Origin of the sequence: Paenibacillus sabinae T27 (assembly GCF_000612505.1) — a bacterium.
GTDB lineage: Bacteria > Bacillota > Bacilli > Paenibacillales > Paenibacillaceae > Paenibacillus_AQ > Paenibacillus_AQ sabinae.
Genome location: NZ_CP004078.1, coordinates 5,159,825 through 5,181,528 on the forward strand (window position 1 = coordinate 5,159,825; position 21,704 = coordinate 5,181,528).

At 48.3% G+C, this 21,704-nt stretch carries 20 protein-coding genes and 1 other annotated feature (1 of these 21 cut by a window edge); of the genes, 4 read left to right on the forward strand and 16 right to left on the reverse strand.

Annotation, left to right across the window (positions count from 1 at the left end; genetic code table 11):
- Window positions 1-31: 31 nt before the first annotated feature.
- From PSAB_RS23820 to PSAB_RS23855, 8 genes are all read right to left on the reverse strand, one after another.
- The gene (locus PSAB_RS23820) at window positions 32-739 is read right to left on the reverse strand and encodes a DUF421 domain-containing protein (protein ID WP_025337069.1); all 708 of its coding nucleotides are present in this window, start codon (window positions 737-739) and stop codon (window positions 32-34) included.
- 268 nt (window positions 740-1,007) lie between these two features.
- Window positions 1,008-2,105, reverse strand: coding sequence for an ABC transporter ATP-binding protein (locus PSAB_RS23825; RefSeq protein ID WP_038596272.1), 1,098 nt, complete (start codon window positions 2,103-2,105; stop codon window positions 1,008-1,010).
- On the reverse strand, window positions 2,102-2,938 hold the full coding sequence (locus PSAB_RS23830; protein WP_025337071.1) for an ABC transporter permease: 837 nt from the start codon (window positions 2,936-2,938) through the stop codon (window positions 2,102-2,104). Before PSAB_RS23830 ends, PSAB_RS23825 begins: the two co-directional genes overlap by 4 nt.
- Window positions 2,939-3,814: an ABC transporter permease gene (locus tag PSAB_RS23835; protein ID WP_025337072.1), complete on the reverse strand. Its 876-nt coding sequence runs from the start codon at window positions 3,812-3,814 to the stop codon at window positions 2,939-2,941.
- A 21-nt stretch (window positions 3,815-3,835) separates the two neighbouring features.
- Window positions 3,836-4,999, reverse strand: a complete 1,164-nt coding sequence (locus tag PSAB_RS23840; protein ID WP_025337073.1) for an ABC transporter substrate-binding protein — start codon at window positions 4,997-4,999, stop codon at window positions 3,836-3,838.
- A gap of 14 nt (window positions 5,000-5,013) precedes the next feature.
- Window positions 5,014-5,820 (reverse strand): HAD-IIA family hydrolase, encoded by an 807-nt coding sequence (locus PSAB_RS24825; protein WP_025337074.1) that lies wholly within the window; start codon window positions 5,818-5,820, stop codon window positions 5,014-5,016.
- Window positions 5,777-7,162, reverse strand: a complete 1,386-nt coding sequence (locus PSAB_RS23850; protein WP_025337075.1) for an alkaline phosphatase family protein — start codon at window positions 7,160-7,162, stop codon at window positions 5,777-5,779. Before PSAB_RS23850 ends, PSAB_RS24825 begins: the two co-directional genes overlap by 44 nt.
- A 146-nt stretch (window positions 7,163-7,308) precedes the next feature.
- Entirely contained in the window at window positions 7,309-7,890 is a 582-nt protein-coding gene (locus tag PSAB_RS23855; protein WP_025337076.1) for a glycerol-3-phosphate responsive antiterminator, read from the reverse strand.
- A 113-nt stretch (window positions 7,891-8,003) separates the two neighbouring features.
- On the opposite strand from PSAB_RS23855, the gene PSAB_RS23860 reads away from it, so the two are divergent.
- Complete coding sequence (locus tag PSAB_RS23860; RefSeq protein WP_025337077.1) at window positions 8,004-8,735, forward strand: type 1 glutamine amidotransferase domain-containing protein; 732 nt, start codon at window positions 8,004-8,006, stop codon at window positions 8,733-8,735.
- 82 nt (window positions 8,736-8,817) lie between these two features.
- Here the strand turns inward: PSAB_RS23860 and PSAB_RS23865 are convergent, their stop codons facing one another.
- From PSAB_RS23865 to PSAB_RS23875, 3 genes are all read right to left on the reverse strand, one after another.
- A complete protein-coding gene (locus PSAB_RS23865) occupies window positions 8,818-9,258 on the reverse strand; it encodes a DUF6526 family protein (RefSeq protein ID WP_025337078.1) in 441 nt (146 codons plus the stop codon).
- Window positions 9,259-9,288: 30 nt separating this feature from the next.
- Window positions 9,289-9,630: a zinc ribbon domain-containing protein YjdM gene (locus PSAB_RS23870; protein ID WP_025337079.1), complete on the reverse strand. Its 342-nt coding sequence runs from the start codon at window positions 9,628-9,630 to the stop codon at window positions 9,289-9,291.
- 64 nt (window positions 9,631-9,694) lie between these two features.
- The gene (locus PSAB_RS23875; protein WP_025337080.1) at window positions 9,695-10,933 is read right to left on the reverse strand and encodes an ATP-binding protein; all 1,239 of its coding nucleotides are present in this window, start codon (window positions 10,931-10,933) and stop codon (window positions 9,695-9,697) included.
- 137 nt (window positions 10,934-11,070) lie between these two features.
- On the opposite strand from PSAB_RS23875, the gene infC reads away from it, so the two are divergent.
- Window positions 11,071-11,586: a translation initiation factor IF-3 gene (infC, locus tag PSAB_RS23880; RefSeq protein WP_025337081.1), complete on the forward strand. Its 516-nt coding sequence runs from the start codon at window positions 11,071-11,073 to the stop codon at window positions 11,584-11,586.
- Window positions 11,587-11,602: 16 nt separating this feature from the next.
- Here infC and PSAB_RS23885 read toward each other — a convergent pair whose 3' ends face one another.
- Entirely contained in the window at window positions 11,603-11,887 is a 285-nt protein-coding gene (locus tag PSAB_RS23885; RefSeq protein WP_025337082.1) for an alpha/beta-type small acid-soluble spore protein, read from the reverse strand.
- A 191-nt stretch (window positions 11,888-12,078) separates the two neighbouring features.
- Here PSAB_RS23885 and PSAB_RS23890 point away from each other — a divergent pair, with 191 nt between their 5' ends.
- On the forward strand, window positions 12,079-15,351 hold the full coding sequence (locus tag PSAB_RS23890; protein WP_025337083.1) for a DEAD/DEAH box helicase: 3,273 nt from the start codon (window positions 12,079-12,081) through the stop codon (window positions 15,349-15,351).
- Window positions 15,352-15,412: 61 nt separating this feature from the next.
- Here the strand turns inward: PSAB_RS23890 and PSAB_RS23895 are convergent, their stop codons facing one another.
- A complete protein-coding gene (locus tag PSAB_RS23895) occupies window positions 15,413-16,330 on the reverse strand; it encodes an NADP-dependent oxidoreductase (RefSeq protein WP_338045058.1) in 918 nt (305 codons plus the stop codon).
- A 149-nt stretch (window positions 16,331-16,479) separates the two neighbouring features.
- Between PSAB_RS23895 and PSAB_RS23900 the strand changes: the two genes are divergently transcribed.
- Complete coding sequence (locus PSAB_RS23900; protein ID WP_025337085.1) at window positions 16,480-17,364, forward strand: LysR family transcriptional regulator; 885 nt, start codon at window positions 16,480-16,482, stop codon at window positions 17,362-17,364.
- Window positions 17,365-17,453: 89 nt separating this feature from the next.
- On the opposite strand, the gene PSAB_RS23905 is transcribed toward PSAB_RS23900, so the two are convergent.
- The 3 genes from PSAB_RS23905 to PSAB_RS23915 form a co-directional block, all read right to left on the reverse strand.
- A complete protein-coding gene (locus PSAB_RS23905) occupies window positions 17,454-18,227 on the reverse strand; it encodes a sporulation protein (RefSeq protein ID WP_025337086.1) in 774 nt (257 codons plus the stop codon).
- Between the two features lie 506 nt (window positions 18,228-18,733).
- Complete coding sequence (locus PSAB_RS23910) at window positions 18,734-19,594, reverse strand: hypothetical protein (protein WP_025337087.1); 861 nt, start codon at window positions 19,592-19,594, stop codon at window positions 18,734-18,736.
- 161 nt (window positions 19,595-19,755) lie between these two features.
- Complete coding sequence (locus PSAB_RS23915) at window positions 19,756-21,435, reverse strand: glutamine--tRNA ligase/YqeY domain fusion protein (protein WP_025337088.1); 1,680 nt, start codon at window positions 21,433-21,435, stop codon at window positions 19,756-19,758.
- Between the two features lie 73 nt (window positions 21,436-21,508).
- Window positions 21,509-21,704, reverse strand: a binding site (T-box leader) (it continues 59 nt past the right edge of the window).

The following is a 21,704-nucleotide window of genomic DNA, read 5'->3' on the forward strand; positions in this document are numbered from 1 at the left end:
TTCAATTAAAATTTTGAGAATCTTCTTATATTCACTCTTTATCAATCGGTTTCGTGATGCCATCCTTGTAGTAATCAAAGACGAGCTGGTGCTGGGTTCCCCGAACCCCATAGAACACGTCGGAGATCTGCTTTCCCCTGCGTTTCAATTCCGAGTCCAGCCATTCTCGGGTCAGCCCGTTATTCTTCAGATTTTCTTCGATAAGTATTCCGTCCATGATCAATTCCACCGGAAAAGCCTGCTTGTGCGAACGAAGCTTCATATCCTTCTTGGTCACATATCGATGCTCGTCCTTCTTTAATACCGACACTGTTCCGTTATCTTCGAGAACCGCATATTCCACTTCCTCAACGTTAAAAATCCCTTTTCCCCTCAAGGCTTGATCCAAAGAATCCATAGAGTATCTTAATTTTCTCATGTTATCTTCCAGGATCTTCCCGCCTTCAATCAGTATAGAGGGTGAACCCGATATTAACCTTCTCATTTTGCGGCTCTTCAGGGCGATGATCGATAATACAATGGATGTAACGGTAATGACAATAAGCGACAGCAGCAGATGGGTCCATTTCTGGGTTTCATTGAACGCCAGGTTGGCCGCGATGGTCCCAATGGTAATACCGGTCACAAAATCATGCAGCGTCATGTTCGAAATCGTCTGTTTCCCGAGCAATTGGGCTACAAATAATAGCAGCAGAATCGCGCTAAAGGTCCGAATAATAATCCCTATATACGCTTCCATCTGTATGCTCCCTCCTTAAAGTCCCATTATCCCCATATCGAATGGAAAGAAAACCTGGTAGATATGCCCCTGTGACAGAAGAAACATCAATTTCTTGCTGATGGCAGTCCAGTAATGATAGAACGAGTTGGCGATGACATGGTCCTTACCTTTACACGGCAGCTTGATCATCTATTTGTACCTGTTGTCCTCATACAGAGTATGCGCTAGGGTTAACCTAGTTCAGCTCCAGCAGTCATCTGCTGGAGCATTCTGCATTTAGGGTGATTTACCGTTTAACTTCCATTTCTTCATGCTTGAAAATTTTACAGCTGTCGCTTGGGAGATGTATATACAGCCTTTGTCCAATGGCAATATCGGATTGTTTATTCACATATAACCGGATGGTTTCCCCTTCTGAAGCGCCAACCATGCACTCTTTTCTTTCTCCTGAAAATACAATGTTCCGTACTTCCCCTTGAAGGGTATTTTCTTCGGCGGAACCTTCATTGCCGATTTGGATATCCTCAGGCCGAATAAAAATGATTACTTTATCGCCTTTTTGTATTTCATCCTGTTTTACTACTCCTCTTAATTGAAAACCATCCATTTGAATGGACGCGTGTCCGTTATCTTTGTCCACACATTGTCCGACCATTTTATTAGATACACCAACAAAGTCTGCTACAAAAGGTGTTTGCGGTTCATTATATATTTCAAGAGGCGTCCCTAATTGCTGAATGACTCCATTCTTCATCACGGCAATCCGATCCGACAATGTAAGCGCCTCTTCCTGATCGTGAGTGACATAAATCGAAGTGAATTTTAATTTATCTTTTAAATTCATGATTTCAAATCGTAATTCTTCTCTCAGCTTGGCGTCCAGATTCGAAAGCGGCTCGTCAAATAACACGACCTTAGGCTGATAGATCAATGCCCTTGCTAATCCCACCCTCTGCTGCTGTCCCCCGGATAATTCTCGCGGATATCTTTCAGCCAGATGATCCAATTGGACCAGACGAAGCATTTCCATCACTTTGACTCTGCGTTCCTTTTTATTTTCTTTGCGAATTTTCAGCGGAAATTCCACGATCTCAAAAACCGTCATATGCGGAAAAAGGGCGAAGTTTTGAAAAACCAAACCGATTTCTCGTTTATGTGACGGAACATGCGTCAAATCCTTGCCTCTGATATGGATTTCTCCGCTTTCCGGCGTCAGACTGCCTGTAATCATGTTCAGCGTAGTTGATTTCCCGCAGCCGCTCGACCCAAGAAGCGTCAGCATTTCTCCCTCATAAATATCCAAATTCAGTTGGTTCACTACCGTAACATGTCCGAACTTTTTTGTAATATTTTTTAGCGAAATCATGACTTTCTTATCTATCATAAACCTTTCACTCCTCCGCTTAAATTTTCCGGCTTGATTTGTTTCACGATTACACCAAGGATGAGGATGGAAGGGATAAGCAGAATAACGGAAATCGCGCTGGCTACTTCTTTATAGCCGTCTCCAATGGATAGATACGTCTGTATCGGCAAAGTGACCGTCTGCGGGCCGTAAGTCATCATGCTTAAAGTAAACTCGTTAAAGGAAGTTACAAATACGAAAATTACCGCCGCCAAGATCCCGGGCATGGACATAGGGATAACCAAATATAGAAATCTCTGAAACCAATTGGCCCCGCAAACGCCGCCCGCGTCGATAACCCTTTGCTCCAAAGCCTCAAACGTAGCGGACATAATTAATACGACATAAGGAATGGTAATGGTGGAATGCGCAAGCGCCACACCGAAATGAGTGTTAATCAGATCTAATGTATAAAATATTTTGGCCGTTCCGAGCGCGTAAGTTAATTCCGGTATCATTCTAGGGAGCAGGATCAGGGCGATCAGCAGCTCCTTGGCCCGCAGTTTTCTTTTTCCTATAGCCCATGCAGTAGGAACTCCGATCAGCAAACTGATGACTATCGTTAATGCGGCAATCATAAAACTATTCATCGTAACCTGCATCAGATTCGTCATCTGAAATGCCCACTGAAACCATCGTATGCCCCATGACTCAGGCAGCCATCTGGCGCCGAACCAGCCTTCTCCGAAAGCGGACACGATGATGACGGCAAACGGCGATAAAATAAACAAGGCAAATCCCAAAAGGAACGCGTACATCACGACTTTCTTTCCCGTCCGGACGGCCCGAATGCTATGAATGATCGGATTCATTTATGCCGCGCTCCTTTTCTTCGTCAATTTAAAGTAAATCAAGATAAAAATAATCTCGAGAATTCCCATAATAATGGCTAAAGCGCTGGCTTTGGGCCAGTTATTAAACACACCTGCTTCCGTATAAATCGCAACGGTCAGAGGCCTGTAATTTCCACCGGCAATCAGCGGAACATTAAAGGCACCGAAAGCAAGCAGAAAGGTCATCACCGAACCGGAACGGATACCGCTCATGCTTAAAGGCAAAGTAATATATCTGAACACTTCAAAAGGTTTAGCCCCGGTAATCGTAGCCGCTTGCTCTACGTTCCGGTCGATTCCTTCTATCGATGATAATGTCATCAAGATCGTGTGAGGGGAATACAGCCATGCATAAAATAGGATCAAACCGTAAAGCGTATAATTGATTTTCAGCGGTTCATCGATAAACGGCAGCACTTGCATAAGAAACAAATTGACCCAACCGTTCTTGTCCCAGACGATCAGCAGGCCGAGGGCACTGATTAACGCTAGTACCGTTAACGGCAGTAAAATCAATAAACGGATGAATGTATGGCCCTTTACCCGTTTCCTTAAGATTAATGCGAGCGGCAAGGCGATAAGGACGGAAAGGATCGTTGTGGAAATAGCTAAAACAAAGGTAATACCGATAACGTTCCAGTATTTTGCCGAAGTTAGTAAATCGATATAGTTCTGAAGGGAATAACCGGTATGATTGCTTATCGTTAAGCTGTTCATGAAAGTTATGCAGAGCGGATAAATAAAGAGGCCGATGAAAAAGACTAGCCCGGGAAATAAAAGCAATAAGGTGAGCAAATTGTCTTTTTTAAATTGCATTGATATGGAAATGAGGAATCCTGATGAGGGATTCCTCATTTCTTTCACCTCCAGATGGGATTACTTAACCAAATCCATGCCTTTTTCTTTTAAGAACGTATAAGCTTCATTATTATTCAATGGAATTCTGGATTTCTTAACCACGTCCCATGACGGTACGTTGTTCCATACCGATTGAGGAACATTGTCGTATTTATTGATTCCCATATAGATCCACAGGGTTTCCATCATTTTCACCTGCGTCTCTTCCGACATCATCCAGTTTACAAACTTAGCCGCCAGCTCTTTCTGACTGTCAGGCGCGTTAGAAGGAATCGCCAGATAAGCTGCACCGCCATAATGGCCGCTTGGGAAGAAGGTGGATTTTACGGATTTAGGAAGCAAGCCTTGATCTCTGGACCAGAGTGTATAGTCAATTGCATATTCAGTAATCCAAACATCTTCCGAGGCAAATTGTTGGAACAATACCGGCGGTTCAGAAGCTAAAGGCTTAAAGAATGCTTTCGAGAATTCGCCGAATTTATTGATGCCGTTCTTCCACTCGGCTGTATTTTGCAAAGTTGCAAACGGCTTGGAGAAGTCTACTCCGTAACCGAGAAGAATATCGCGCTGCATGATTCTTCCTCCGCCGGACTTGGCGTCCGAACGGATCATACCGATGTGGCCGGCCCATTCGCCCCGTCTTTCATAAAATTCATCCCAAGATTTCGGAGGATTCTTGATTTTGTCGGAGTTGTACAAGATTCCAAATTGATCGTGCCAGAAAGGAACCGCTTTACCGTTCGTTGCAATTCCTAAAGCATCCTTTAATTCGCTAGGCTCAACCAGCGAAATATTGGGGATTTCCGGGTTGTTTTCAAGCGTTTCAAACGGGATTCCCGCTTCAATCATATTGCCGATGCCATCCGGCTTTAACAACAGCACGTCGATATCGCCTTCACCTTGTTTCTGAGCGGATAATCTTTGCTGGATTTCAGCTCCGGACCCTGTGACATAGTTAATTTTGATGCCCAATTCGCTTGATGCTTTTGGAATGATTTCGCTAAAAAACTTTTGCGTGTTTGCGCCGCCTGCGGTGTCGATAAAAGTAATGGATTGATTTTGAGGCTCAGGAGACGGTTTGCTTGCATTGTCTTTAGCACTTTCGGCAGGACTGCTTGAACAACCGGCAATCAAAGATACACTTAATGTCATAATTGCGCACAGCTTCAACATGGATTTCATAGTTATCTTCTCCTTTATGTTGTATATATATTTAACAGCTGTTCCATATTTTTAACGATATAGTCAGGAATAATTCCAAGCATATTGTCCCGCAAATAAGGATTATGTTCATTAACCCAGACCGTTCGCAGCCCCGCTTGCACTCCTCCAGCCATATCCGTCATAAAATTATCTCCAACCATGATGCAATGATCGGGGTCCAGTCCATACCGGTTAAGCACACATTCGAACAAGTAAGGCGAGGGCTTCCCGATGTGCTCGATCTTCAGGCCGGCTACCGTTTCAATCGCAGCGGTTAAAGAACCCGTTTCCGGCACAATCACCCCTCCGGTTCCTACATGATGCGAATCGCAATTCGCCCCGACGACTTTCGCTCCGCGATGAACATCATTGACGATCATTTGCAGCTTGTCATAATCAAACGTCACATCTCTTCCAACAAGAATGACATCGGCCCGCATTGGATCTTCGATTGGAATAAGTTCATGTCCAGCGCCGAGAACCGAGCTTTGCAATGCTTCGCTGCCCGCCACCTTAACCTTGACACAGCCACCGAATTTCCCCTTCAAGTAATGACCTGCGTTGTCCGTTACCGTAACAATGTCATCAGGCTCGGCTTGTATGCCGATACGGCTCATTTTGGAAGCAATCTCTTTTGCCGTCTGAGTTGAATTATTGGTTACGAAGAAACAACGTTTCCCTTCATGTTTGAGGAGTTCCAAGAGTTCTTTTGCCCCGGCAGCCGGCGTATCGCCATAATAGATGCATCCGTCCAAATCAAAAAGAAATGCTTTCATGCTGTTCATTGCTGTATTGCCCATTTCTTGCTCCTTTGCGAGTAGTATTCAAATCAATGGCCTGTCCGTCTATTCCGGGAATCTCACCTCCCATCATATTTAAAAGAGTCGGAGCAATATCGACAATGTGAATTTCGGGTATTTGAATGCCTGAAGGAATCGATTTGCCTGCGGCAACAAAGATGCATTTCAATTCCTCATGATCAGGCAAATAGCCGTGCATGCCTTGAAACTTCGTTCCTTCCATGTACACAAGATCTCCCTCGTGTTCAAAATGAATGAAACAATCCATCTCCGCTTCAAAAACAAAATCCGGACGCTGATCCTCCATTTCTCCTTCAACAGGCAAACCCAAGCTTTCATAATCCTGCGGTTCAAAAAGTCTGCCTACCCCTTTCATTTCCTGCAGGCTTTGTTTCACTTCCCGCATCAGTGCAGCTTTCATTGCAGGATCTTCCTCAAAAATATACACGTATCCGGAACCGCCATTGGATACCGCTGCCACCTTGCTTTGCTCCGGCTGATCCGGATCGAACCAGCCTTTTTGTTTGAAGCATACATTCGGAAAAACGGTTTTCGTCGTATCGACGAATCCATGATCGGATACGATACATAGAGCGGTGTCTTCCCAGATTCCTTCTTCTTTCAGAGTCGAAACGAGTTCACCGATCCGCTCGTCAATATACTCCAAGGACCAGTACACTTCTTGCGACCGGGTGCCATAATCATGCTGGTAGCTGTCCGGGAGCAAATAATGAAGCAGCATGAGATTAGGCTTATGCCTCTGTATCAAATGCTTGGCAACTTCCGTCGTCAACCAATCCTGCATCTGTCCCCGTGCATGATCCTTGCTCCAGGAACCGTATCGTTCAACCGGCAACCCGGCTTCTTTAAGCTCTTTCCACAAACCTGGTGTAGCATAGGCTTCGAATAAATCCTGGTCATAAAATTCAGGAATATTATAATCAATCGATTGGGCTTCTCTGGTAACGGGCCAGCATACGGAAGCCGTTGTCCATCCCAGTCGTTTGGCCGTATCATAAATGGTCTCTCTTTGAAGAATATCTTCCTTGCCCCAAGTACTGTCGCTAAAATATTCGCCGACGCTTTTGGTTGAGCGATTCATCACCCAGTTTCCCAGAATCCCGTGCTTGCGGGGATATGTGCCGGTAACGATGCTGGAATGAATAGCCCAGGTCGCCGTTGGAAATACGCTTTTCATCGCATCCGCCATTACCCCCTGCTTGATTAAAGATCTTAGATGCGGCATTCTAACCTGCTGTTCCTGAAGATAGAAGTTCGCCATACCGTCGATGCTGAGCAATATGATATAAGAAGGCTGTGGATTGGCTGCTTCAGCGCTCATTTTCTTCCCCCTTAGAGTTAGTTGTGCTTTAGTAAAATAAAGTGAACAGAAAAAGAGAAAGCTCAACAATAAACAGACATAGCCATGCTAGCTTCTGTTTATTGTTCAGAGCTTTCTCTCGACACGACTCTAAACAATTTGAGATATTATATATCTTGAAACGTTAATGACCACAAGCTTTGTTCACTGACAGAAAGCGAAGTTGCGCCAGCCTCTAGACATTCGGCTGCCTCTTCTTTCGTATGAATGAGCCCGCTCGCGATGATGGGAATATGATCATAAACGTCCGTAAAAGCAGCGATCGTCTTACGAACAACCCCAGGCATAAGTTCCACTCCATCAGGGCAAACATTCTCAACTGCCTTAAGTCCATTTTGCAGCGCTAGAGAATCAATTATGAACAAGTGAAGTATTCCGAATAAGTTGGCCTTTTTCGCTTCAGCGATCAGATGACTTTTCGGCGTGACAATTCCGTCCGCTCCAATGTAATCTGATATAAAGCTTACCGTTTCTTTGTCGGTATTGGATAAGCCCTTAATCAAATCGACATGGACAAAAGTGCCTTTACCGGCTGCCTTGACTAACTGAACGGCGTTAATAATCTCCTTAACTGTTCCACCCATGAAAAAGATATTGTCCACTTGACTTTCGATTGCTTGTTCAACATCTTGCACATTGCGTAAAGCGGCAATAATCGGCTTCTGACCAACTTTGTGGAGCAGATTCATGATGACTACCTTTCTGTTTCATTGATTCTGTTAATAGAATAATGAATAACTATTATGATGATATCAATGATTTGTAAAATTAACATAAAAATTAATATAAGGGAGGAAAAGCGATGAGTCAGCAGAAGAGAATTCTCATTCCCTTGCCGTCACATGATTTTGATACCACTGAAGTCGTGGTGCCTTGGCATCGATGCAGGGAGGCGGGGATGCAAATCGTCTTTGCTACGCCGGATGGAAAACGCGCCTACACCGACCCTTATTTGCTGACAGGCGTAATCTTCGGTCAACTAGGCGCAGCCAAAGAAGTAGTGGAATTGTATCATCAGGAGCTCGAGCAGGACGACGCATTTTTGAACCCCCTGAATTATGAGCAGATCGAAGCCGAACAGTTCGACGGTCTGCTGCTGCCGGGAGGTCATGCCAAGGGGATGGTGCCCTATCTGGAGAGTAAGGTTTTGCAAGAGAAGGTTCTGCGTTTCTGGCAGCTGGAGCGGCCGGTCGGTGCGATCTGTCATGGAACCATCGTACTTGCCCGGACTATGGACCCGAGGAGCGGACGATCCATCGTATATGAGAAACGGATGACAAGCCTGACCAAGCCGCTAGAACGCACCGCGTATTGGTTAACCGCTTGGGCGCGCGGCCGTTACTACCGGACCTACCCTGAATATGTGCAGGATGAAGTCACGCGAAATTTGCGGAGCAAGGCTAACTATGTAAAGGGACCTTCTTTCAACACCCCGTTTGTTGTCGAAGATGGACATTTGTTGACCGCGAGATGGCCCAAGGATGCGGAGTTGTTCGCGGAGACCTTTATACGGAAGGTGGATAAAAGCAGTTAACAACGGTTACCGGGAGGTTATGCAGGCATAACTAAAGGGCATCCTTGTCGGATGCCCTGCGATCTGGGAAAGGAGCCGCTCCCTAGATTCTATAGTTGTCGGTTCTCCACTTCTGGATCGATTTTTTAATGGCATCGGGTGACAGCTGATCTGCCGCCGCCTTCTTGCAAAGTGCAGGAAATTCCTCATCGGTGGCAAACCGCAAAGCTACGATTTGTTTTACACTAAGCCTCGGATCCAGCAGCGTTTGAGTCAATACATAGTGCCGGAGATTCTCTTCGGCTCGTATTGCCCGGTCCTGTGCTTTTAAAGGATAAGAGCGAACGACTAGAAAAATAACGATGAACATGATAGAAATAATCAGAAAAAGGACGGCAGGAAATACTTGATTCCCCGCTTTCAATGATCTCGCCAGCTCTACTACAGCTGAAATGAACAAACCTGCGGTCAAAAGGGTAAGCAAAACGTGAAAAAGAGGATGTATCCTGCGATGATTAGTATAGTTTTGAGATTGCTGACTCATTTCTCTCCCCCATTTTAATGGTTATCTGCGTTATACCTTTTTGACAAATTCGGATTTCAAACTCATCGCCCCAAACCCGTCAATTTTGCAATCAATATCATGATCCCCATCAACTAAACGTATATTTTTCACTTTTGTCCCTACTTTTAAAACGGATGAACTTCCTTTTACTTTAAGGTCTTTGATTATGGTCACTGTATCCCCATCGTTTAAAATATTGCCGTTAGCATCTTTGATAATCCTTTGATCTTGAGCGGTCTCAGGTTCTGATTCTAAAGACCACTCATGAGCACATTCCGGGCAAACATAAAGACCTCTGTCTTCGTAGGTATATTCGGAATTACATTTTGGACAATTGGGCAAATTAGACAACACTACATTCCTCCATTCGTTACATCCATACTAACATAACCTACCACTATGCTGTAAACGGCATTTAAGTAGGGATGGTTATGACAAATGTTGTGCCTTTGCCTTTTTCACTGTCGACTTCAATATTTCCTTTGACCTTATGGATGGCGCTATAGGCCATGAGCATCCCAAGACCCGTCCCTTCAGCTTTCGTGGAATAGTAGGGTTTGCCGAGACGCGATATTTCTTCTTTGGTCATGCCGATTCCGGTGTCCTGGATACTGATCACGATGTTATGCTTCTTCTCTATTATATCGATGGACAGCGTGCCGCCGCCCTTCTCTTTCATCGCTTCGATCGCGTTCTTGTACAGGTTAATCAAACATTGCTGGATCTGGTTCCGGTCGTAGCTTTTATTTAACGAGTTATTGAAGTTATATTTGACCTCGACTTGATGGATCGTGGCATATGGCAGGATTAAATTTTTGGTATACTCCGACTCCGCTCTCAGGTTGGAATAGACCATATTTTCGGACTGCGGCTTGGCAAAAGATAAATAATCGCTGACGATTTGCTCCGCCCGATTAAGCTCCTGCAAAGATAATTCGATATAACCTTTTTCAACCGGTGTGAGGGTCTTCGATTTATTCAAAAGCTGCAGAAAACCGCCGGTAACGGTAAGTGGATTCCGGATTTCATGGGAAACGCTGGCCGCAAGCTCGCTGACGACATTTAGTCTCTCCGATTGCAAAAACCGGTCCCGATTCTTAATATTGGCAATGATCTGCTCGATCAGGAGCACAATGATGCACATCACCCCGACATGAGTCGTTACGGCATAGAAGGTGAGCGTCCAGAACGGCCAATCGAGTGTACCCACAATCCAGCTTAAAATAGCGAGGTAAAATCCCATGGTAAGCACAGAAATTATGGTGGCGCTGACGATTCGGCTTTTCGGATCCAACTTCAAAAATTTGTTATTGAATAACGGTATCAGTGCAAAGATGGCCGTTGAATAAAGGAACGAAGGAATCGTCCCGCTGCCTCCTACATAGAACCGGTAAATATTTAACACGATATAGAGCGGGAGAACATTCTTGTATCCTCCGTAAAGGGCCACGATAATAAACGGGATATATCTTAAATCAAAAATAAAGCCCATTTCCAGCTTGATAGGTTTGGCAATACAAAGAATCATTGTGACGGCCGATAGCAAAATGAGCATTTTTCGATTATAGGAATGGGTCCGGTTTTCGAAAAAAATCAGAACGAATAGAACAGGTAAGAGTAAAAACAGGAAATTGAGCAGTAAAGTTTCTAACAAGGCATGACTTCCTTTCGGCCTCACTTAACTAATCCAATGAACAGGTTAATTTAATTATAAATAAAGATGAACGCGGATTCGATTGAAATTTGGCGTATAATGATAATATTAATCATCATTCTTGGGAGGCTTCGTACGTGCCAGTACTCATTAACGAACAAATCAAGGCATCCGAGGTGGTGCTGACCGGGCTTAATGGAGAGAATTTAGGGATCGTCTCCAGAGAAAAAGCGCTGGCCATGGCCAGATCCGAACGGGCTGACCTGGTCTGCACTTCGCTTATGAGCAGTCCCCCACCCTGCAGCCTCGTTGCGAAGGGGACAGGAAAGGCGGCTGCCCGGAAGAGCGCTGCGCCAAGCAAGGCGGACGCCGGACGGGGAGCCGGAGGAGGCGGTAAAGAGAAGGTCAAGGAGCTTCGCTTCACCGCTCATATTGAGGAGCATGACTACGACACGAAGCTCCGGCAGGCGGACAAGCATCTGCGCTCAGGCAAGCCGGTACAGCTGGTCGTGAAAGCATCCGGCGCCAAAGAAGCGGCCGCCGCCAAGGCCGTACTGGAACGGCTGGTGGCCGATCTGAAGGAGGCCGGAGCGAAGGACACGGGCATCCAGACGAGCGGCAAAGGCTCCCAGGTGAAATTAGACCCTCGCTGAATGCTTTGGGAGAAGGTTAACGCTGCTCCCGGTTCGCTAATTGTTCTTGGGCAAGCCGGATCATTTCGCGGACCATGGAGCCGCCGATTTTACCGCCGACATGGCCCACCGATTCCGTCGTCAGACCGCCATTTTCACCCGGGTGCAGGGAGACGCCAAGCTCCTTGGCCACTTCGTACTTCACGTCATCCGGCCGATTCGGATCAACGGCGTACCCTTCATGCCGCATCACTTCTGCTTTGAAGGTCTGCATTTCCTGCTCTACCCCCGGCACCGCATATTTTCTCTTTCTTCTGGCCATTCAGATCCACTCCCTCGAAGTCTTTTCCCCTAACATGCCCCGAGGTGGCCGTCTTCATCCCGTTTCGGTCCGGCATAGACATTATAACGGATTCCCTTCACCATAGCGCGGGCAATATACATTAACAATAGGGAATGCTAAAATGGTCACTATCAAACATTTGTTCTACACAGTTAGAAAGGTGCCGGCCCATGAACATTCCATTAACCAAACAATCGATCAAGCAATGGTGCGGGCCCTACGCGTATCAAAAAGGCGGCCGGTTGTGCCGCACGAATAAAATTCATTTTAGACGATTCGACACCGAAGCGCATGAATATACAGCCGAAGTGAACGGCGGAAGCCGCCATGAGGTTCAGCTTACATTTGACAGAAACGGCAAGCCGGAGGCGGTGTGCACCTGTCCCGCTCTTGGCTCATACGACTCTTTTTGCCACCATATTGCCGCTGTTCTGATCCGTCTCTGTGACATCCAGCTAACCGGCGACTTTACCGCTCCGCAGATTCCTGCAGATAGTGGCCCCGGGATAACTCCCGGGCGTGCCGAACCGGTTCCCATCACCGAGCGCATTCTCGAACTGTTCGACGATAAACCCATTCGCCCCATTCACAATAGAACCCTTGCGGAGACAAGAACACCTCTTAATGTGGAGTTTATTCTCAAGCTGCTCGACTTGGACCAAAAAACCGCGCTGTTCGGCATAGAGCTTAAAGCAGGCCCCAAAGCCCTATACATCGTTCAAAATATCGCTTCCTTCCTGGATCAGCTTGACCGGGGGGAAAGCTATGCTTTCTCACCGAGGTTCGGTTACAGCCCGGAGCTTCACACCTTCGGGAAGGAGGACGAGGCCGTTCTTCGGGCCTTGATGGATATGATTCGGGACCGCGCTGCCTACCGCAAGACGGACCGCTTGCACTCCGTCTACGCTTCGGGCAAAAGCGGCGACCGCATGCTGCTCATTTCGCCGCAGGCATGGGCGGGCCTTCTTCCCCTGCTGAAGCAGGCGCCGAAGGTCACCGTTATGGACGGGGACCTCAAATATGACGGCGTTAGCCTGTCGGATGAGCCCCTGCCCCTTCGTTTCGAGTTGGGCGAAGCCGGTTCAGGGGGCGTTTCGCTCTGTGTTCACGGCCTTGAGCAAATAACGGTTATGGAGCCATACGGGGCGGCCTTCCTGCAGGGGAAGCTGCTCGCGCTCCCTGCCAAACAAGGCAAGCGGCTTGCCGAACTAAAGGCCATTCTTGGCGATTCAGGGGCGGACGACATTCTTATTCCCGGCGGCCAGATGCAGGCTTTTATGGAAAAAGCCGTCCCCGGCTTCATGAAGCTGGGCAGCGTCCGCATCACCCCGGCCATTGCGGAGCAGGTAACGCAATCCCCGCTTCAGGCCAAGCTGTACCTGGACCGGGTGAAGGATCGTCTTCTCGCTGCCGTTGAATTTCAATACGGCGAGGTCGTCATCAATCCCCTGGAGGACGACCGTATGCGGCAGGGGGTGCCGCGCATTCTCATCCGCGACATGGAGGGCGAGCGGCAGATCATTGATATGATCGAGCAATGTCCGTTCACGAAGACAGAGGCTGGATACTTCATGAACGATGAAGAAGCCGAGTTCGACTTCCTCTATACGGTTGTCCCACAGCTCGAGAAGCAGATGAAGGTGTACGCCACGACGGCGGTGAAACTGCGGGTGCACAAACTAAATACGCTCCCGAAGGTCAGTGTGCAGGTATCCGCAGCCGAGCGAATGAACTGGCTTGAATTCCGCCTGAATATGGGGTGGATTCCGGAAACCGAAATCCGAGGTTTGGTGAAATCGCTGGAGGAAAAGCGGAGATATTACCGCCTGCCGAACGGTTCCTTGCTGCCGCTGGACAGCGCCGAGCTTCAAGAGATGTCGAGGTTCCTCAAGGACACGGGGCTGCTCTCCACGGATATCATCGAATCGAAGATCCAGGTCCCCCTGACTCGCAGCCTTCACCTGATCGATCATGAATTTGGCGGCCTGAAGCTCGACAAGCCGGTGCGTCAGCTTCTCTATAACCTGCGGAATCCGGACAATCTCGATTTCCCGGTTCCCGATTCATTCACGAAGGTGCTCCGGGATTATCAAATAACAGGTTACCAATGGCTGAAGACGCTTGCCCATTACGGGTTCGGCGGCATTTTGGCGGATGACATGGGGTTGGGGAAGACTGTGCAGAGCATCGCCTTCATTACTTCCGTTCTCCCGGAGATTCGGCAGCGGCGCATCCCGGCCCTTGTGATCTCGCCGGGGTCGCTTGTCTATAACTGGCGCAACGAGCTGCGGAAGTTCGCGCCCGGCATCCGCGTCCTCATTGCGGACGGCACCCAGACCGAGCGGGCGGAGAAAATGCAAAAGCTGGAGGACGCCGACGTCGTCCTCACTTCGTACCCGCTCCTGCTGCGGGATGCGAAGCTCTATGCCAGGCAGCCGTTCCACACGCTCATTCTCGATGAGGCCCAGGCCTTCAAGAATGATGCAACGCAGACGGCCCGGGCCGTTAAATCGATCCCGGCCGATTACCGGTTCGCCTTGACCGGAACCCCTGTCGAGAATCGGATCGAAGAGCTGTGGTCGATCTTTAGCGTCGTCTTCCCGGCATTGTTCCCGGACCGGAAGACGTTCGGCAACTTGACGCGCAAAGAGGTGGCCAAACGGGCTCGGCCGTTCATGCTCCGCAGGTGGAAGAGCGACGTGCTTGAAGACCTGCCGGACAAAACCGAATCGATCAAGCCGGCCGAGCTGCTGCCCGAACAGAAGAAGCTGTATGCCGCTTATTTAGCCAAGCTGCAGCAGGACACCTTGAAGCATTTAAGCGTGGACGGCTATCACAAGAGTAAGATCAAAATCCTGGCCGGCCTCACCCGGCTTCGGCAAATCTGCTGTCATCCCGCCCTTTTCATCGAAGGCTACAAGGGAGGCTCGGCAAAGCTTACGCAGCTGATGGAAATCGTGGAGGAAGGTCTCGCCAACCGCAAACGCATGCTGATCTTCTCGCAATTCACGGAAATGCTCGGTCTCATTGGCAGAGCGCTGAGCGGTCAGGGGATTCCGTTCTTTTATTTGGACGGGTCTACGCCGGCGCGTGAGCGCGTCGAGCTGTGCGGCCGGTTCAACGATGGCGAAATGGACATTTTCCTCATTTCCCTGAAGGCGGGAGGAACCGGACTAAATTTAACCGGAGCCGATACCGTTATCCTCTATGACCTGTGGTGGAACCCGGCAGTCGAGCAGCAAGCTGCCGACCGCGCCCACCGGATAGGGCAGAAGAACGCCGTCCAGGTCATTCGCCTGATTACCCAAGACACGATGGAGGAAAAAATGTACGAGCTCCAGCACAGAAAGAAGCTCCTGATCGACGAGGTCATGGGCCCCGGCCAGGAGGAGGGAGCGTCGGCTCTTACCGAAGAGGAGCTGCGGGAGATTTTGATGATATGAATGTAAAATGGGACATGCATCCGCCGCATGTCCCATTTATGACAATCAAACGACCATTGGTTTAATCGACACTGAGCACAACCTTGCCGCGGCCGTGTCCCGTTTCTACCTCGCGGTGCGCGTCAGCCGCACGATCCAGCGAATAAACCTTTCGAATATGAATATGCAGCTTCCCTTCCGAATAGAGCTCGACAAGATTTTGCAGCCGGGACGCATTTCGTTTGCTTCGAATTTCTTTTACCCCTAATTTCTCCGCTTGTGCAAACGCAATGATCGTTCCGATGCGGCTTCTATCGTTCGCTATATCGACTGCCGCGAATAAGCCTTCTCCGCCGGCCGCATCAAGACAAGCGTCTATTCCTTGCGGGGCAAGGAGACGCAATGATTCAGTCATGTTTTCACCGTAAAGAACGGGAACCGCACCAAGCGATTTCAAATACTCGTGATTCGCTTCGCTTGCACTTCCGATAACGACGGCGCCTCGTTCCTTCGCAAGCTGTACGGCTACGGTGCCAACCGCTCCTGCAGCCCCGTTGATGAATAAGACATCGCCTTTGGCGACCTTTAGCTCTTCTATGGCGGTGTGTGCCGTTTGCGCAGCTCCAGAAAATCCGCCGGCCACCTCCCAAGGCATGTCGGTAGGCTTCGATACGATCTGACTAATAGGCACGACGATATATTCAGCATAAGATCCTAAATATTGAAATCCCAGAACGTCCTCCCCTATCTCAAATCCGGTCACACCTTCTCCCAGTTGATCTATTATTCCCGCGAACTCGTTACCAAGGACTGCAGGCAATTGTACCGTTACGCCTGGAGGTATACGACCTTTGCGTACTAAGCAATCGGCAGGCTGAACACCTGCTGCTTTTACCTTTATCCTTAACGTTCCCTGCCCCGCTTGCGGTATATCGAGCATCATCGCCTCAAGTACTTCAGGCGGTCCAAAAGAAGCGATCCCCATCGTTGTCATTTTCATGTTTATCCATTCCTTCCAAAGCAGCTATAATTCCCGGGAACATATGGACTGCTGCGCACTTCTATTCTATAACCAAATTGTTATAATAAATAATATATCTTTCTTTATATGACTCATTCCTTTAAATATATGAATGGGGGGGTGTACAGATGGAGTTGCTGCAGTTGCATTATTTTCGGACGGTTGCCAAGCATGAGCATATGACAAAAGCTGCACAGGAACTTCATATTGCCCAGCCCGCGCTTAGCAAGACGATTGCGCGTCTAGAGAAGGATTTGGGCGTCCCGTTATTCGATCGGCAGGGAAGGCAAATCAAGCTCAATCCGATCGGAATGGCTTTCCTTCAAAAGATAGAAGTCGCGCTCTCCGCATTGGAGGAGGGCAAGCGGATGGTTGCGGACATGGCAGGCCTCGAAACCGGCAGTATTCACGTGGCTTCGCCTACCATAGACCGGCTGTCTGCTCCAATAGGCGAGTTTCTTGACCAATATCCGGATATCCGGTTTCATCTTTCACAAGCCTCGACTGAAGAAATGGAGGAACTGCTAGAATCCGGAAAAGTCGACTTTGGGTTTACGGCGTTTCCCGTTAGAAAGCCCGGTATCCGCGAGCTTCCAGTGTTCTACGAAAAAGCTTATCTCGCCGTTCCTCCCGGCCACCGGCTCGCTGAACGCGGAAGTATCGATCTGACTGAAGTGGCGAACGAATCATTTATCGGCTATAAAACAAATCATATCTTTCGAAAGCGGGATGAGGACCTGCTGTTGCAGGCCGGCATAACCCCCAAATTTGTATGCGAAGTAGATGAACCGGCTACAAAATCCAGCTTGGTAAGAGCCGGTCTGGGCCTTGCAATCGTAGGTGCCTGCAACAAAAGCGACGATGCCCCTAAATCTCCATTGACGTTGCTTCAAATTGAATCCCCCAGCAGCAAAAGCACGTTCCAGCTGGTTTGGCATGAGAAGCATTATTTGTCCAAGGCCGCTCTTGCCTTCCGTGACTTTGCTGCGGCCTACTACCAAAAATCCTGGTGATCCGACTCTTTTCGAAGGGTCTTTTTCATTCTGTAACACGTAAAAAGCCCGCATTCCTTAAGGAAGTCGGGCTTTGCTCTGTATTCGTATTAGCTGTATCGGGAGATAAGCTGATGCAATTGGCTGGCCACTGCATGGACGCCGCGGCGCAGATCATTACTCGTAAAGGTCACGCGGATAAAGCTTTCGTCCGTACCCATGGCTTCCGACAAGAAACCGCCAAGTCCGCGAGCTCTGCGGTCAATCTGGAGATACAGCTCCAAATTGTCGCCCCGCGGGAAGAACATCACTTCAAGCTCATCCAGCTCGCCGCGAAACTCGCGGGTTGGCACATACTCGAATTCCTGTACGAAGGGCAAGCCTGCTCCAAGACGAGGAGCATACTCGTTGGACACTTCGCGCAGCCTGAAGCCCAGCTCGTCCAGCGCGCCAAATACCACCTGCATGTTATCGCTTGGCAGTACCTCAAGATAATCATGGTCGCTTGGGTCCAGCGCCATCTTGATATCCAGCCCGGTCATCAGCCATACCGGTGTGTTGCGGTATGATACAGGCGCACGCTCGGGGACAGTCATTTCGAACGGAATTTCCCGAGTCTCCCCGGCCTGCAGCAATAATCCCTCCGTAATCAGGATGCGCGCGATTTCTACTTCATGAGTTACCTTTCGATCATTATCTTCTTTTTCATATTGCGTCTTTACATAGATGTAAATCTTGTCAATTTGCTGTTCCACCTGGCCCCCGCGAACGGATACCACTCCGCGCAGCGTTCCGCCAGCGACTATCTGCGCCTCCTCCAGCCGAGTGTCCACTTTAGCCGACCCGATGCCGACGCTTGCCAATACTTTTTTGAACATAGACATGTACCGGTTCCCCCTCCGCAATAATTCATCCTTGCAAGACGTTCATGCTATGCACTACGCAGCATCCGGCTGATCCGTTTCAGCCAAGAACGAACTTTAAACTGGGCAAACGCATATTATGCAAAGAAGTTCTTATTGAAGGAGTGAATCAAATGGCGTTTATGCCACCGCCCGGAACACCCGCCCAAGCCTTGTCTCCTCCCCCTACCTTCATCCCGCCCAAACCTCCGGCATATGGATCTTATATCATCGACTGCCTGCAAAATTATACTTATGTCTGGTTATGGAACGGGGACAGCTTCTGGTATTTCCCCACTCGGGTGGAGTACGGAGAAGTTTCAGGCTATCGCTGGAGCGGGACTTATTGGTATTATTACGGAATTGATCCAAGATTCATAAATGCGGTTTCTTGTCCTCCGATTCCTACGCTGTATTAATATTGAAGCAGCATATGAGGCTCGGCAAGTTTTCAGGCTATCCTTTGGGGGATGGCCTTTTCTTTGTACTTAGATTACTCCATATTCAGATAACCTGCATATTGCCTCTAGAGTCACCCGGCCACGCCATTCCAATTCGGAAGCAGGACCCGGGGCTTCCCAGCTAATAGGCCATCCCCCGTCTGGCAATTGTTGTTTCAGAAGTTCCTCCAAGTGACCATCGATTTGGTTTTGAGTAAACAAAGGCCTACAAATCGCGTCTGGCTTCGGTGCAAAGTGAAGAGGTGTCAGACCATAACTTTCTATCGGAGCATCAGGTATGAAAAATCGTGCTCGAGGAAGAGCTGCAGCGATTGCATCCAAAAGGTTCATTGCCTTGGCCCTGTCAGGTATATATTCTGCCAAAGCAGCAGCACAACAAAGAGCATGGGCTTCAAAGGGAGGGCTTTCGACAATCATTTGATAGCAAGTTTCCGTTGCCAGAGAGAGCCATTCGTGCTGGACACCCTGATAATGAAGAAGTCCGCAAATCGCAGTTGTAGGATTAAGGCCAGGAGCTAGGGTTGATTGTATCCAATGACTTGCCATAGGAGACTGATATGCGGATTCCTGAAAAAAAGGGACGAGCCCTTTCTTGTCTGAAACGGATTCGAGAAAGCTGCATACAGAGGTTGCAAGTTCAACGTCACGATATCCAGCTTCCTGGAGTGCTCCAAGGCCAAAAGAAATAAACAAGGGTTGACTTTCTGGACAACGAACATCGGGTTCTAATGCATGCCCCAGTCCACCATCCGTATTTTGATAGGCACGTACGATATTTCCGACAGATTGGGGAGATACGCCTTCATAATGAACCTCGAACAGTCTGCGTTCCAATAAACGGGCATGTGTAAGCATGAATGTACGTGCTTTTGCCAAATTCTCAGCCATGATTAACCCACCAATCCATATGGAGTTAATTCGCTACGAACTCATAAACACTTAAGGGAGCAATTTAACGCAATCAACTTGCCCCTACCTTGTGATACGGTTCTTAAGCTTTTAGCTCAACCGTACCATTGCCGTGCCGCCAGATAAGTCTTTTCTAAGCCTCATCTTTTACTCCATGTATCCTTTAACGGTACGATACGGTTAAACGCAAGCCGCTCACCGGTACTATATTTCTTATCGACGCAAAAATAACCGTGACGGAAGAATTGGAACTTCTGTTCCGGGCTGGCATGTTGAATGGAAGGCTCGATTAAAGCATCCTTTATGGTAACTAACGAGTCAGGGTTGATCTTCGTTGTCCAATCTCCGCTGTCTTCCTTCGGAATATCCTGATCAAGCAGCAGTTTCTCATAAAGATTAACATCAACCTTGACCGCATGGTCCGCAGATACCCAATGAATCGTCCCCTTCACCTTACGCCCGGTAAACCCCGTGCCGCTCTTCGTAAGCGGGTCGTAAGTACAGCGCAGCTCCGTAATCTCACCCGTAACGCTGTCTTTGATCACTTCTTCGCATCTGATAAAATACGCCCCCTTCAGCCTCACCTCCCCATTCGGACTAAGCCGGTGAAAGCCCTTGGAGGGCTGCTCCATAAAATCGTCCCGCTCGATATAAATCGTTTTGGAAAAAGGAATCTCTCTTTTCCCCAGAGCCTCATTTTCGCTGTTGTTTTCAATCGTTAATCGTTCCGCGCCATCTTTAGGGTAGTTGGTAATGACGACTTTTAGAGGGTGCAAAACAGCCATGACGCTAACCGTCTTTTCTTTTAAATCCTGCCTGACGCAATGATCCAAGAGCGAAATATCTACCGTGCTTTGGGTTCGGATGCTGCCGATCTCCTCAATAAAATGGCGAATGCTCTCTGGCGTGAAGCCTCTTCTTCTTAAACCTCGAATCGTTGGGAGCCGGGGATCATCCCAGCCGTCGACGTAGCCCCCTTCAACCAGCTGTCTCAAAAATCGCTTGCTCGTTACTACACCCGTTAAGTTAAGCCGACCGAACTCCCTTTGCCGCGGAGGCTCAGGGGTACCAAGCTCCTTTAAAACCCATTCATACAAGGGACGGTGGTCTTTGAATTCAATGGAGCATAGGGAATAGGTGATGCCCTCAATCGCATCTTGGATAGGATGAGCAAAGTCATACATCGGATAGATGCACCAGTCATTTCCAGTCCTGTAATGCTCAGCATGGATAATTCGGTAAATCACAGGATCACGCAGATTTAAATTGGGCGAGCTCATATCGATTTTGGCGCGAACGACCTTTGAAGAAGCCGGGAAGTCGCCATTTTTCATTTTTGCAAAAAGCTTCAGATTTTCATCGACCGACCGGTTTCGGTAAGGGCTGTTCTTACCTGGCTCCGTTAAAGTCCCTCGATACTCTGTCACTTCGTTCGGTGTCAAATCACAGACGTAGGCCTTCCCCTTCTTGATCAACGTGACTGCGGCATTATATATTTCGTCCGAGTAGTCTGAGCCGTAATAGATATGATCCCCCGGATCGTAGCCGAGCCACTTGATATCCTCAATGATCGCATTAACGTACTTGACGTTCTCCTTAAGAGGATTCGTATCGTCAAAACGCAAATTGAACGTTCCGTTAAACCTTTGGGTCACTGTAAAATTCGTGTTTATAGCGTAGGCGCTCCCGATATGAAGATAACCATTGGGTTCGGGAGGAAATCGCGTGCACATTTCCCTGCTAAATTTGCTCTTCTCAAGCTCCTCACTAATCAGCTTAAACAAAAAATTCTCGGTGTGATGCTCCTTGAGGCTATTCAATGTCGACTCCTCCTAATGAACTTGTTAAGTGATCATCCGAAACAAAAAAAACTTCACCTCCAAGACTTCATGTCTTGGGGACGAAGTTGTCGCGGTGCCACCCCAGGTTCATTAATATGTCGCCATATTAACCTCTTTAAGTACGGCATTGCAGGCAATGCTTATACTCTAGCTCTATAACGGGAGCTCCCGTCATGCCATCCCCCTTGAAGGTTCCGGCATGCTGCTCAGAGGCTTGGTTCGGGAAATTGCCCTTTGCTCCTTTTCAC

Bases quoted from the DNA above. Each gene is read 5' to 3' on its own strand.
- PSAB_RS23820 (WP_025337069.1), bottom strand. From the start codon at position 739: ATGGAAGCGTATATAGGGATTATTATTCGGACCTTTAGCGCGATTCTG.
- PSAB_RS23825 (WP_038596272.1), bottom strand. From the start codon at position 2,105: ATGATAGATAAGAAAGTCATGATTTCGCTAAAAAATATTACAAAAAAG.
- PSAB_RS23830 (WP_025337071.1), bottom strand. From the start codon at position 2,938: ATGAATCCGATCATTCATAGCATTCGGGCCGTCCGGACGGGAAAGAAA.
- PSAB_RS23835 (WP_025337072.1), bottom strand. From the start codon at position 3,814: ATGAGGAATCCCTCATCAGGATTCCTCATTTCCATATCAATGCAATTT.
- PSAB_RS23840 (WP_025337073.1), bottom strand. From the start codon at position 4,999: ATGAAATCCATGTTGAAGCTGTGCGCAATTATGACATTAAGTGTATCT.
- PSAB_RS24825 (WP_025337074.1), bottom strand. From the start codon at position 5,820: ATGGGCAATACAGCAATGAACAGCATGAAAGCATTTCTTTTTGATTTG.
- PSAB_RS23850 (WP_025337075.1), bottom strand. From the start codon at position 7,162: ATGAGCGCTGAAGCAGCCAATCCACAGCCTTCTTATATCATATTGCTC.
- PSAB_RS23855 (WP_025337076.1), bottom strand. From the start codon at position 7,890: ATGAATCTGCTCCACAAAGTTGGTCAGAAGCCGATTATTGCCGCTTTA.
- PSAB_RS23860 (WP_025337077.1), top strand. From the start codon at position 8,004: ATGAGTCAGCAGAAGAGAATTCTCATTCCCTTGCCGTCACATGATTTT.
- PSAB_RS23865 (WP_025337078.1), bottom strand. From the start codon at position 9,258: ATGAGTCAGCAATCTCAAAACTATACTAATCATCGCAGGATACATCCT.
- PSAB_RS23885 (WP_025337082.1), bottom strand. From the start codon at position 11,887: ATGGCCAGAAGAAAGAGAAAATATGCGGTGCCGGGGGTAGAGCAGGAA.
- PSAB_RS23890 (WP_025337083.1), top strand. From the start codon at position 12,079: ATGAACATTCCATTAACCAAACAATCGATCAAGCAATGGTGCGGGCCC.
- PSAB_RS23895 (WP_338045058.1), bottom strand. From the start codon at position 16,330: ATGAAAATGACAACGATGGGGATCGCTTCTTTTGGACCGCCTGAAGTA.
- PSAB_RS23900 (WP_025337085.1), top strand. From the start codon at position 16,480: ATGGAGTTGCTGCAGTTGCATTATTTTCGGACGGTTGCCAAGCATGAG.
- PSAB_RS23905 (WP_025337086.1), bottom strand. From the start codon at position 18,227: ATGTCTATGTTCAAAAAAGTATTGGCAAGCGTCGGCATCGGGTCGGCT.
- PSAB_RS23910 (WP_025337087.1), bottom strand. From the start codon at position 19,594: ATGGCTGAGAATTTGGCAAAAGCACGTACATTCATGCTTACACATGCC.